An 11,942-nucleotide genomic window follows, 5' to 3' on the forward strand; every position below is an offset into this window, starting at 1 on the left:
GTTTCCCTCCCGGAAGGGAAAGAGAGGCGGATTTGGCTGTCGCTTTCGTTTTTTTAATAAGAGAAGCCGGTGTGTCCGATTTGATTTCCGACCCGTCGAATGAGACCGGATGCAGGCTTCCCATGGCCAATTTTGCCAGAAAGTCCTTTTGCGAGAGGGGTTCATCCGTCGGGGGCACCTGTTTTAAGGCATGAGCGGGCAGGTGTAACGCGGATTTCGATTGCCTGGTTGCGGATGCCTCTTTTTTATTGAACGCGGAAAAACCCTGGATTTTCACAAGAAGTTTGGAAAAGAGTTTTTGAGCCGCCCCGTGCCCCCTCTGATTTGACACAAGGGAAGCGGACAAACCGGCTTTTTCCTTCTCCGGTTTTATTCCAAAAAGCGCAATAAAGGAGTTGACTCCCATCGTTTTCTCCGGATTAATTGAGTGAAACATATTTTTGCGTTAACGCGGCCGCACGGGACGGTTCCAGTGCACTGAGAATGGTTGCCGCCTGCTTCTCAGGACTAATTTGCAGCAGGGTTAAGATGGTCTTGTTGTCCAGGCTCAGCAGAAATTTGCCGACCTTTTGTCCATTCATCGTTTTTAGCATTTTAGCTACGCGCTGAATGCGGGTGACCTGTTCCCGAGTCAGGGCATTATTCAGGCTGTCTGTTTTTGTCTGTAAAACCGTTACCCTGGTTTTGAGTATGGACTTTCGGGCGGCTAATTTCCGGTAATCTGCCTGGATTTTTTTGTACTTTTTCTGAATTTCCTTGATGGAAACCTGCATTTCGCGGATGCTATTCTTAAGAACCTTCACCGAATCCTGCAGCGCCTTTTTTGTGTGCTGTAGATTTTGCAGGCGGATTTCCTCACCCGTCACGACTTCCGTCCGCCATTTCACCGTCACCGGAAGCTCAGGCCCGTAAAGGGCCACATAGGTAACCACCAGCACGGCCAAAAAGGATACGGAAAAGCCGAATAAGCCGAATGCCAATCCCTTTAAAGCGCCTTTTTCTGAGTCTTTTACTGAGCCTGTATTTGCCATTTTTTTCGTACCTTGCCCTGGGTTGCCAATTCGTCAATTGCTTTTTGATCTTCCTGATTGAAGGCGTAAATATATTCTTTAAATTTTTTCTCGTGTAGTTTTTCCAGAATTTTCTTTTCCTGCGAGATCCGCGTCAGTTCCAAACGAGCCTGTTCCGTTTCATCTTTAGCCTTATCAAGGCGCAATTCCTGATCCTTTTTTGACTTTCGAACTTGATTTAAGTACGTGTAATAGACGACCATTTCGGTCGCCTTGAAAACACTTTTTTCGGTCATTTCCTGAATGATATCATGCTCCAGTTTCCGGAGCTGCTTCAATTTCATCTCCTCAAAATTCTGCAGCCTTATTTTTTCAGCCAATTGAAAGGCCGCTTTTTGTTCAAAATGCCGTTTGCTGTTTTCTAATTTTTCCAGCTTAAACTTGAATTTTTTCACCCGGATTTTCCCTGACTTTGCACTTTCTTTGCGAAGAAAACCACCTGCTCTTTTGGGTATTCAGTCGACTAAAATATTTTGTGTCCTTGTTTTAACGGCCACAAATCCTTTGGATCACACAATCGAGAATAATGCATCCACGATGTGATCGAAAGATCCTTTTTCAGCCACATCCTGCTGTAGAAATTTATTAAGGTCATCAATTTTTTCGATAGCCTGATCGATTTTCGGATTACTCCCTTTCACGTAGGCACCAATGTTTATCAGATCCTCCGCTTCCCGATATACGGCAAGCAAATGCAAGAATTCTCTCGCCTTTTTCAGATGATCTTTTTCCACCACCTCAGGCATGACCCGGCTGATACTTTGCAAAGGATCGATGGCCGGATAGTGTCCCCGATTGGCCAAATCACGCGAAAGCACAATGTGCCCGTCCAGAATTGAGCGGGCGGAATCCGCAATGGGATCATTTAAATCATCCCCTTCAACCAGTACCGTATACAGACCGGTAATGCTGCCATCCGTAAAATTTCCGGCTCGTTCCAGCAGGCGGGGCAGCAAAGTAAAAGTGGACGGCGTGTAGCCTTTGGTAGCCGGCGGCTCTCCCACAGCCAGGCCAATTTCCCGCTGGGCCATGGCCACGCGTGTAACGGAGTCCATCATCAAAAGCACATTAAGTCCCTGATCCCGAAAATATTCGGCAATGGTTGTAGCCGTAAAGGCCCCCTTAATTCTCACCAGAGGGGAGGTGTCGGATGTGGCCGCTACAACAACGGAGCGCCTGAGGCCTTCTTCACCCAGGTCCCGCTCAATAAACTCGCGCACCTCGCGTCCCCGTTCACCGATTAAGGCGATTACATTCACGTCGGCCGAGGTATTTCGTGCAATCATCCCAAGCAGCACACTTTTACCAACGCCGCTGCCCGCAAAAATCCCCATGCGCTGCCCCTGCCCCAGTGTAATGAGCCCGTCAATCGCCTTTACGCCTGTTCCAATGGATCGGTGAATCGGCGGGCGGCTCAGCGGATTGGGAGGCGTCTGGTAAATGGATCGCTTTTCACTGTAATCCACCGGTCCCTTCTCGTCAATCGGCTCGCCCAATCCGTCAAGGATGCGGCCCAGCAAATCCTCCCCCACTCCGATATTCAGGTCTTCGTTGGTGGCAATGACCTCAGAACCCGGGCTGTATCCGGAAATATCGTTTAGAGGCATCAGGAGAATCTTGTTTTCCCTGAACCCCACGACTTCTGCACGCCCTTCCTCATTTCCATTTGTCGGCCGGATGGTACACAAATCGCCCAACGAGACGCGGGGACCAATGGATTCCATAATCATCCCGATAATCTGGTAGATTCGTCCGATCTGAACAATTGGATCGACCCGCTTCAAGCGTCTGGTGTAGTGAGCCAAAAAGTCCCGCTGGGGGCTACTGTTCATCGTGCTTTTCCTCCAACAGGGATTCCTCAATTTTTTGCAGCTGGACATCCAATTCGGCATTAATAATCCCGGAGTCTGACTCCAAGATACACCCTCCTCTTTCAATTGATTTTTCGGAAACAATTTGAACATCTGTAAATTGTTTGATTTCCGGTAGATATGTCTTCATTCCTCTCTCAAAAACAGCGACATCTTCCGGATTAAGCCTAATGATAAGCGAACTCCCCTGATTAATCTTTTTCAAGGCCTCACGAACAACGTACAGAATAAGATCAGGATTAATGGAGATTTCCTGATGAACCACCTTCTTGGCAATCTCAAATGCCAATTGGACAATCGCCACTTCGTTTTCCCTGAAAAGCGTTTCTTTCCGCTCTTCCCATTCCCTCAAAATGGTCTGAAGCGCCTGTGTGTAGGGACGGATTTCCTCCTGTCCCATTCGAATGCCCTCGTCTCTCCCCTGATGGAATCCTTTTTGGTATGCCGTTTTCTCCCGCCGGTCAACTTCCTCCTTGGGAATATATTCATCCAGGTTAATCCCTGCTTGTGAGAAAGATGCTTCGTCTGACCGCGTTTTTTCGACCGTTTCTTTCTTTGAATGTGCCGAATCGGTCTCTGGCCGAAAGTCATCAAGCAGCTCATCTTCAAGCAAATCAAACCGCTCAAAGGGTTCTTGAGTTGCCTCTATTTTTAAATTCTTGAGAACGTGACCGGAACGCAGGTTAAACAATGACATCCTCCTCTCCGCCGGTACGGTGGATTACAATTTCCCCGCTCTCCTCCAGATTGGCCACAATGGCCAGGATGCGCCGTTGGGCCTCTTCCACCTCTTTTACACGGACCGGGCCCATGAATTCCAATTCTTCTCTCAGCATATTGGCTGCCCGTTCCGACATATTTCCAAAGATTTTTGCCTTCACTTCTTCCGAAGCCGCTTTCATGGCCAGGCTCAATTCCTTCGAATCGACCTCTTTCAGAATCTTTTGCATCGAGCGGTTGTCAACCAAAATCAAATCATCAAATGTAAACATGAGATTCTTGATCTGCGTAGCCAAATCCGGGTCGACCCGTATCAGCCCTTCCAAAACCGTTTTTTCAGTCACTTTGCCGGCCTGATTCAGTAATTCAGCAATGACCTTTTCCCCCTCAATTTCACCGATTTCCCGAATGATTTCCCCCTTAAAATTCGCATCGATAAATCCCTCAATTTCCCCGATAACTTCCGGGGAAATCTGATCCAGCTGGGCCAAACGATAGGCCACCTCTACCTGAAATTCCTGGGAGAATTCATCGTAAATTTTTGCCGCTTTTCCCGGATCCAGATGCGCCAAAACCACGGCCACAGTTTGCGGGTGTTCCTTCTCCAAAAAGTTAATGAGCCGATCCTTCGGGACATCTTCCAAACGCTTAAAGCCCTTTTGCTCAACCGTTCGTATGTTTTTTAATTTTCGCAACACTTCTTCCGCCTGCTGTTCGCCAAGCGCGCGTTCCAGCACCTGCCGGGCGTAGTCTTCTCCCGCATCCGAAATAAAGTTTTGCGAAAGCAGCATCTGGTAAAACTCCTCAATGACGCCATGAATAATAGTTGACGGAATCGTTTTCAGATTGGCGATTTCCTGTGTCAACACCTCTACATCCGCGGGCTTTAAATTTTTAAAAATTTTCGTGGCTGCGTCCACACCAATTGCAACCAGGAGAATCGCCGCTTTCTGGCGCCCCGTAAGATTTTTAAAGGCTAATTTAGGCATTTTCCTCCTCAACTTCATCTACCAGCCAGGCCTTCAACAGCTTCGCTGCTCCGTCCGGATTTTCACTGGTCAGATTGGCTACCTTCTGCTGAATCTGGATTTTCTTCTGGGTTTCAATCGGAATTTCCTGAACCAGTTCTTCCCCCCCAAAAGGCAATTCCGTGTTCCGCAAGGGACGAATTTCCGTTTTAAAACTTCGAATAATCTTCATAAGGCCAAAAAGAACGAACAGAAACGAAAGGCCGTACAATCCTTTTCGAATAATCCCCGCCCAAAACGCCTGCTTTTCTGCCCGGGCAAAGGCGGCCTGTTCTTTTTGGAGAAAGCTTCTGTCAAATGCCACGTTAACAACATTGATGTCATCATGGCGCTTTGTACTGAACCCGATGGCACTCTTTACAACGCGGGTGAGCTTTTGCATTTCTTCTGCAGAACGAGGTTCGTATTGTTGAATGAGCTTTCCGTCCTTCCCCTTTTTTGTCACATATTTTCCGTCGACCATAACGGCAACGCTCAACCTTCGAATGGTTCCCACTCCCTGCACAACTTGCTGAACCGTTTTATTGATTTCGTAGTTGCGAATGTGATTTTCAACTTTCCCGCCTGTCCCCGCGACCGTATCGCCCGGGGAAATCTGGTAATTGGTTTCTTCACTGCGAAGCACCGTGGTATCGGGACTGTATTTTTCAAAGGTCTTCTGTACCTTGTTGAAGTCCAGATCGGCGGCCACCCGGACAATTGCATTTCCGCTTCCCACAGCCTGCTCCAGAAGCGACTGGACTTTTCTGGAATAGTAGGATTCAACCTTTTCCTGAAGCGCAATTTGAGAAGAGGTAAGTCCCAGCGTATCGTCTTTTTCAAGAATATGGGAAAGGATATTTCCATTTGAATCGACGATGGTAATGTGATCGGGCTGCAGCCCCTCAACGCTCGACGACACCAAATTTGCAATCCCCTGAACCTGCTGGTCTTTTAATTTTGTTCCGGGTCTGAGCTGAAGCGTAACCGAAGCAGTGGCCGGTTTTTGATCTTCAACAAACAGGCTTTCATTGGGCAAAACCAGATGTACTCTGGCCCGCTTCACCTCATTAAGTGAAGAAATTGTTCGGGCCAATTCTCCCTCCAGCGCACGCTGATAATTAACACGCTGGACAAAATCGGTGGCTCCAATATTGTTTTTATCAAAAATCTCGTAACCAATGCCCCCCTGGGCCGGCAGACCCTGATTGGCCAGCGAAATGCGCTCTTCGTAGACCTTGTTGCGAGGGACTAAAATGGTCGTCCCCCCGGATTCCAATTTGAACGGAACCTTGTCGGCTTTCAGTTTTTCAACAATGGTTCCGGCTTCCTGAGGATCCAATTGTGAAAACAGTACCTGATAATCTTTCCTGGATGAAAATAACACGACCAGAGTCAGTAAAATCAGGGTTCCGAACGCGGTTCCGACGATGACAAATCGTTTGCTTTTATCAAACTTCAAAAAGGTTTCTTTAACCTGTGAATAAAGTACTCTTAGTTGATTACCCATTGGCCTTTAACGTCCTCCTCACACTTGTGTCCGCATCACTTCACGATAGGCATCAAGAATTTTATTTCGGATTTGCATCATTAATTCAAAGCTTGTAGAAGCCTTTTCAACGGCAACCATGACATCGTGGACATCGTTAATTTCGCCCGCCGCTAATTTATTAATGGATTCTCCGGCATCCAGCTGAAGTTTATTAACTTCATCAATAAAGCCTTTCAGGGTGTTGTCGAAACTTTCCCCTTCCGGTTTTTGAAAGGTTGTCTTCTGAATTCCGTCACCGGGTATCACGCCGCCGGGTAATGACTGTATCTTTTGAAGCATGTGCACCTCATCCTTTTAAATCGAGTTTTTGACCCAGATAGGCCGGATTCATTTTCACACGTCCCCCTCGGGAATAGCCTACATCCTGCTGAGAATGGGCCTTAAATTTTGAATGAATTTCAACTTTTTCCTTTGCCGTCAGAATTTTCTCTGCCTGGGCACTGAATAGTTTTGCAGCCGTTCCCTGTGATTTTTCGGCGGGAGGTTTCTTTGGATTCTTGCCCAAGCCGGTTTTTGGCACGTCCTTTGGGACAACACGGCCGCTTTTTTGAATCTTTGGATTTTGATACAACGGTGCATTTGAGATTGCATTCAATTTCATAGCATCCCTCTCTAAATTTCAAGTGCCTTTTTGGCCATGGTTTTTGCAGATTCGATTGCCATGGCGTTGGCTTCGTATGCCCGGGAAGCCGTGATCATGTCCACCATTTCCACAACAATATTGATATTGGGATAGCGCACATAACCACTGGCATCGGCATCCGGATGGTCTGGATCATACACCAAACGATACGGATTCTTTTTTTGAACGGTTTGTTCTGAGGCCACGCCCGAGGCGGGATCTGTGTTATTAACCGGATCTAAGACAGTGTTGATGTGCAACGGATTCGTGGTCACAAGCCGGTCGTCCCGCACCGCAAGCACGTCACTAAAGGGAAGCGATTCTTTCGCCTCTTTCGTAACCACAATTTTTCGCTGATAGGGCTGCCCATTCTCGGTGCGAGTGGTTTCAACATTGGCGATATTGCTGGCGATCGCATTCAATTTTCGCCGCTGTGCCGACATCCCGGACGCACTGATGTCAATGGAAGCAAACAAGGGAGCAATTTTCATCGGTCCCCTCCTTTACCGTGTTCGTTCATTGATGGCTTCTTTTATGCGATTGAACTGAATGGAAATCAATTTTGCGGAAAAGGCGTAATAAAGCTGATTTTTCGCCAGACTCGATATTTCCTGGTCCACATCCACATTGTTCACACCACTGGCCTTTGTGCGTGTCTTGTCCACTATGACTTTGGGTTGAACATTATTAAGATCCGTCCTCCCGATTTGGATGTGTTTCGGATTCGTTACCACCCCGGATAATTTTTCGGGATCCAGGGCCTTTTGAAGCTCAGACTCAAAAACAACCTCTTTGCGGCGGTAGTTCGGCGTTTCAATATTTGCCAGATTACTGGCAATGGTTGTCTGACGCAACGACGCCGCATCCAGTGAGCGCTTTAAAACGGGAACGTGAATACGTGAAAATAAGCTTTTCAAAATCATCAAGGTACTCCTATTTTTCAGAGTACCCTTAGAGCAAGGGACGTGCCAAACAAAACAGGTCATCCATGTCGATTTTATCGGATTGTTTTTTATGGAGATAAATTTGGATTCAGAATAGACTTGTTTTAAAGGGGACAATAAAAAGGGAAATTCTTACCTATCGGCAGGCAGTGTTTTCCCCGCCGGAGGAAAACACGCAAATGAATTTGGGTGATGGGTCAAAAAAACGCAGACCCGCTTTTTGCACAATCGGGCTGTATCAAACACCCAACAAGAAGATCCTGAGGCCTATTTTTCAAACAGCCCCGCCCTTCACCGCACAACGGCAATCTTGGTCAGCATAAACACACCGCCGCCGGAAATAACAGCCAGATAAACGCCTGAAGGCAAAAGGCTTCCCGAAGATGATTCGCCATTCCAGGCAATGGTGCGGAAGTGAAATCCTCTGGCCACGCGGCCCAGAGACCGCCTGAAAACCGTTCGTCCGTTTTCGCTCAGAATGGAAAAGTCCACGTAGGATTTTTTTACCACATTGAATTCAACGGACAAGTAATGGTCACGACCCACCACAAAGGGATTGGGGTAGATTTTTTTAATTGAATTGGTGTAAATGAGATTTCCCTTACCGGGCACAATCCGCAGGGTGAAATCCCGCTTTTTCTGCAGGCTCGAGGCATAATCGTATTTGTCAGGACACTGCGTATTCGATGCTATGGCAATAATTTCAGAAAGAGCCGGGACGTATCCAATATCCCCGCCATCATCCGGATGAAAGAGAAAGGTACTGTACCGATTATCTTTTGAAACGATGGCTTCGCTGACCCACTGGGCGGGTTCATTGTACGATTGGTTTAAATGGTAGGTTTGCGGCTCCTGAGGAATAAATTTGCAATAATGGGACGTCAGGAATGTGGTACTGCCCGAAACGGACGTGTCGGACGCAAAAGGAATGACCTGAGACACATAAATTTCCGGATAATGATTTCCTTCATCATAATATCTGGTTGTGTCCGCGCGCTCTCCCGTAAAATAGTTCCAGATGGCAAACGTTCCAAATTCCGTTGAAAAATTGCTTCCGTCGGCTACAATGGCCCGGTTCATTGCCTTCAGGCTGTTTTCGTTGGGCATGTCTGACCAGATATCGCGCACAATATTCCTCCCGTACCGTTGGGATAAAAAGTGCAGCCACACGGTGGCACCGTACTCGTAAGCCCCATTGTAAGTGGTTAGAGGAAGATTGGTATTGTTGAAAAAATCCGGCAAATTGGCGTAATAATCATTAATGGAATTATAGGCCTGATCCTCCATCCAGACGGAGGACATTTCGTAGAAATAAAAATCCTTGCTTCGAACAATGTACCCCAACTGAATCACGTGAAATAGTTCGTGGGCGGCCGTCACCTTGAGAGCATCCAAACCGTGTGTGGCAAATCCCCTGCCCTTGAAATCATTGTCCAATTCAATGTAGCTGGATACATTTCGGTCATTATCTACAAACTGAGAATCAGGGGTTGTAAAACCGTAGGCGTTAATGTTGTGAATGTACACATCAATCTGGGGATCGTTGGGATTGTCAACGGGCGGTTTTCTGTAGCCAAGCGTGTCAATTTCAAATTCATAGCAGCGGTCAAAGATTTTCCCCGCTTCCTCAATCCAGTCAGGGATCGAATTTCCATTCTCGTCTCCGGCAGGAACGGCATTGACGCCGGATGTGGCATAGTGGAGTTTAAAATACCCCTTGGGTGAGATGTACGTGGTGGCCGGGAATACCGGACGCAGAAAGAGCGATTGGAAAAAGGCCTGATCGGCCGCATCCATTTTGTGCAGATTTTGCCGGAGCTCCATCAGAATTTCGGTTCCGCACTTGGCCGGAACAGAGCCCAGACGCCGGTAGCGTTGGGGCAATTTTTCCGGCGCCAAAATCCAGTATCCCTGATAGGCCAATTTCTGGGAATAGCTGATTTCCCCGTTTTTAAAATCTTCTTCCAGGCTTACTTGCAGGGATTTTGCAAAAAGGCCGCCTGCGGCCATGCTCAAGATGATCATTGTCCAAAGAAGGTGTTTCCTGAACACGTGTCCTATTTCCTCCGAAAAATAAGTGAAATGGGGACGCCCATAAAGCCAAATTTCTCCCGAATTCTGGATTCCAGAAACCGTTTGTAATTGTCTCCAATTTTTTCAGGGCGGTTCGTAAAAAACGCAAACAACGGAGGTTCTGTTTTTACCTGCGTTACGTAATGAATTTTCAACAATTTCCCGTCACTTGCAAATGGGGGATTATCCCGGATAACGGGACCCAGAGCGTCGTTTATCTCTGACGTGGGAATTCGCTTTTGGCGTTCCAGATAAACCGACTTCGCCACATTGATGACCTGAAAAACCCGCTGTCGGGTAAGAGCGGATATAAATAGAATCGGAATGTAGTTCAAATTTCTGAGTTTTTTTCGCATATCTTCTTCATATCGAAGAATGGTCTTTTCATCTTTTTCAACGAGATCCCATTTATTGACGACCAAAACGACCCCGCGCCGCTTCTTAATCACGTCGCTGATAATGGCCATGTCCTGATGTGTAATACTCTCTTCTGCCGAAATGAAGACCAGGACCACATCGCTTTTTTCGATGGTTCTAAGCGCCCTCACGGTAGAATAATATTCCACACTTTCATCCAGCTTGGCCCGCTTGCGCATACCGGCGGTATCCACAAGAACATAATTTTGATCGTAATATTGAAAATGAACATCCACGGCATCCCGCGTGGTGCCGGGGATATCCGTTACAATGACCTTTTCCTCCCCCAAAATGGCATTTACAAAAGACGATTTTCCCACATTGGGCTTTCCTACCACAGCCAGACGAATGGCATGCGTCTCCTGAGCCGTCGCCTGTCCGGGAAGCAGAGAAACAATTTTATCCAGAAGGTCGCCGGAGCCCCTTCCGGAAATTGCCGCAACCGGAATCGGATCGCCCAGATTGAGTTTGAAAAATTCGTAAATATTATTTTCACGCTTGCTGCTGTCAATCTTATTTACGGCCAGAATCGCAGGTTTGCTGGTCCGTTGCAGCATAACGGCAATTTCCTCATCAATTGGATGCAGCCCTTCTTCGCCATCCACCACAAGAACCAACACGTCGGCTTCTTCAATGGCTTTCTCCACCTGATCGGCAATTGCCCGGGTCATAACGTCTTCGCTCTCCGGCAGAAACCCGCCCGTATCCATAAGGGTAAAGCTTCGCCCCGACCAGTCGGCCTCTGAATATTTCCGGTCGCGTGTCACCCCCGGCATATCGTGCACAATGGCTTCCCGCTTCCGAATCACACGATTAAAAAGCGTTGATTTTCCAACGTTGGGCCGTCCCAGAATGGCCACAATCGGTAATTGTTTCATAACTCCAGTTCTTTCAATCTATCGGGTAAATTTCTAAAATAATCATCAACGAAATGAATTTTTCGATTTAAACGCCTTTCAAACGTCTCAGGTTTCCAATCATCCAGGAAAAGTCCGTCGTAATTAACGAGTTTTTCAGTTAAAAAAACAGGGCCACTTTCTTTCTGTTCCTCAAGAGCACGATAGACGTCCTGCCCCGACAGCAATCCCGTAACAGTGATGGAATCCCCATAAAAGGTATTTCGGACCGGCAGCAAATGGACGGTCAGATTGGGAATTTTTTTTAGATGCGGAATGACGGCATCCTGTAAAATCGGGCCGGCCAGTTGCCCCGTGACCCATGTGAGGTGCCGGGGGGCTTTTAATTGCTTCGGAAGGCGGGGAACAACCTCCTTCACATTTTCCAGCATCAGCCGTACCATTCCCACACCATCCTCCAACTGGGGATAGTCTTCGTAGTAGGATTCCTCGGGAATTTCAAATCCGCCCCGAAGCAAAAACTCATCCGAAGCAAAGACAAACCTTGTGCCTATTTCTTTCAGAAAGCGCTCCTGATAGGCCTGTATTTCCGGAACAAATTTTTGAGCATAGGCATCTGTTACCGGCTGCAGGGGCGTCAATCCCTCTCGATGCTTGGTCAGACCCAGCGGTACCACAGCGGTGGAACGCACACCCGGGAATAAGGCCCTCAAATCGTCCAGCGTTTTTTGCAGAATTTTTCCATCGTTAATTCCGGGACACAGCACAATTTGGGTGTGCACCTCGATGCCGTGCTCCGTGAGAAACCG

General features: G+C 47.4%; 14 protein-coding genes. All 14 read right to left on the reverse strand.

The annotated features are described in order from the left end of the window. Positions 1-406, reverse strand: a 406-nt coding sequence (locus GXO76_05860; protein ID NOY77379.1) for a hypothetical protein, incomplete at its 3' end; no start/stop codon positions are given. Between the two features lie 13 nt (positions 407-419). Further along, positions 420-1,031 carry a hypothetical protein gene (locus GXO76_05865; protein ID NOY77380.1) on the reverse strand — a complete coding sequence of 204 codons (612 nt, stop codon included), beginning with the start codon at positions 1,029-1,031 and terminating at the stop codon, positions 420-422. Next, on the reverse strand, positions 1,010-1,465 hold the full coding sequence (gene fliJ, locus GXO76_05870) for a flagellar export protein FliJ (protein NOY77381.1): 456 nt from the start codon (positions 1,463-1,465) through the stop codon (positions 1,010-1,012). Before fliJ ends, GXO76_05865 begins: the two co-directional genes overlap by 22 nt. A gap of 114 nt (positions 1,466-1,579) precedes the next feature. Further along, entirely contained in the window at positions 1,580-2,902 is a 1,323-nt protein-coding gene (fliI, locus tag GXO76_05875; protein NOY77382.1) for a flagellar protein export ATPase FliI, read from the reverse strand. Then, on the reverse strand, positions 2,892-3,638 hold the full coding sequence (locus GXO76_05880) for a hypothetical protein (protein NOY77383.1): 747 nt from the start codon (positions 3,636-3,638) through the stop codon (positions 2,892-2,894). The genes fliI and GXO76_05880 overlap by 11 nt, the downstream gene beginning before the upstream one ends. Then, a complete protein-coding gene (gene fliG, locus GXO76_05885) occupies positions 3,625-4,650 on the reverse strand; it encodes a flagellar motor switch protein FliG (protein NOY77384.1) in 1,026 nt (341 codons plus the stop codon). The genes GXO76_05880 and fliG overlap by 14 nt, the downstream gene beginning before the upstream one ends. Continuing rightward, positions 4,643-6,178 carry a flagellar M-ring protein FliF gene (gene fliF, locus GXO76_05890; protein NOY77385.1) on the reverse strand — a complete coding sequence of 512 codons (1,536 nt, stop codon included), beginning with the start codon at positions 6,176-6,178 and terminating at the stop codon, positions 4,643-4,645. Before fliF ends, fliG begins: the two co-directional genes overlap by 8 nt. Before the next feature lie 18 nt (positions 6,179-6,196). Then, positions 6,197-6,499 carry a flagellar hook-basal body complex protein FliE gene (gene fliE, locus GXO76_05895; protein ID NOY77386.1) on the reverse strand — a complete coding sequence of 101 codons (303 nt, stop codon included), beginning with the start codon at positions 6,497-6,499 and terminating at the stop codon, positions 6,197-6,199. Positions 6,500-6,506: 7 nt separating this feature from the next. Beyond that, positions 6,507-6,821, reverse strand: coding sequence for a hypothetical protein (locus tag GXO76_05900; GenBank protein NOY77387.1), 315 nt, complete (start codon positions 6,819-6,821; stop codon positions 6,507-6,509). Between the two features lie 11 nt (positions 6,822-6,832). Further along, the gene (gene flgC, locus GXO76_05905) at positions 6,833-7,333 is read right to left on the reverse strand and encodes a flagellar basal body rod protein FlgC (GenBank protein NOY77388.1); all 501 of its coding nucleotides are present in this window, start codon (positions 7,331-7,333) and stop codon (positions 6,833-6,835) included. 12 nt (positions 7,334-7,345) lie between these two features. Continuing rightward, entirely contained in the window at positions 7,346-7,765 is a 420-nt protein-coding gene (gene flgB / locus GXO76_05910; GenBank protein NOY77389.1) for a flagellar basal body rod protein FlgB, read from the reverse strand. Positions 7,766-8,077: 312 nt separating this feature from the next. Then, positions 8,078-9,811, reverse strand: a complete 1,734-nt coding sequence (locus GXO76_05915; protein ID NOY77390.1) for a hypothetical protein — start codon at positions 9,809-9,811, stop codon at positions 8,078-8,080. Between the two features lie 32 nt (positions 9,812-9,843). Then, positions 9,844-11,154 carry a ribosome biogenesis GTPase Der gene (locus tag GXO76_05920; protein ID NOY77391.1) on the reverse strand — a complete coding sequence of 437 codons (1,311 nt, stop codon included), beginning with the start codon at positions 11,152-11,154 and terminating at the stop codon, positions 9,844-9,846. Then, a partial coding sequence (locus GXO76_05925) for a DUF512 domain-containing protein (GenBank protein ID NOY77392.1) occupies positions 11,151-11,942 on the reverse strand: 792 nt, incomplete at its 5' end. The genes GXO76_05920 and GXO76_05925, both read right to left, overlap by 4 nt.

It is taken from the genome of Calditrichota bacterium (assembly GCA_013151735.1).
GTDB lineage: Bacteria > Zhuqueibacterota > JdFR-76 > JdFR-76 > BMS3Abin05 > BMS3Abin05.

Bases quoted from the DNA above. Each gene is read 5' to 3' on its own strand.
- GXO76_05920 (NOY77391.1), bottom strand. From the start codon at position 11,154: ATGAAACAATTACCGATTGTGGCCATTCTGGGACGGCCCAACGTTGGA.
- flgC (NOY77388.1), bottom strand. From the start codon at position 7,333: ATGAAAATTGCTCCCTTGTTTGCTTCCATTGACATCAGTGCGTCCGGG.
- GXO76_05900 (NOY77387.1), bottom strand. From the start codon at position 6,821: ATGAAATTGAATGCAATCTCAAATGCACCGTTGTATCAAAATCCAAAG.
- GXO76_05915 (NOY77390.1), bottom strand. From the start codon at position 9,811: ATGATCATCTTGAGCATGGCCGCAGGCGGCCTTTTTGCAAAATCCCTG.
- fliE (NOY77386.1), bottom strand. From the start codon at position 6,499: ATGCTTCAAAAGATACAGTCATTACCCGGCGGCGTGATACCCGGTGAC.
- GXO76_05865 (NOY77380.1), bottom strand. From the start codon at position 1,031: ATGGCAAATACAGGCTCAGTAAAAGACTCAGAAAAAGGCGCTTTAAAG.
- flgB (NOY77389.1), bottom strand. From the start codon at position 7,765: ATGATTTTGAAAAGCTTATTTTCACGTATTCACGTTCCCGTTTTAAAG.
- fliI (NOY77382.1), bottom strand. From the start codon at position 2,902: ATGAACAGTAGCCCCCAGCGGGACTTTTTGGCTCACTACACCAGACGC.
- GXO76_05880 (NOY77383.1), bottom strand. From the start codon at position 3,638: ATGTCATTGTTTAACCTGCGTTCCGGTCACGTTCTCAAGAATTTAAAA.
- fliG (NOY77384.1), bottom strand. From the start codon at position 4,650: ATGCCTAAATTAGCCTTTAAAAATCTTACGGGGCGCCAGAAAGCGGCG.
- fliF (NOY77385.1), bottom strand. From the start codon at position 6,178: ATGGGTAATCAACTAAGAGTACTTTATTCACAGGTTAAAGAAACCTTT.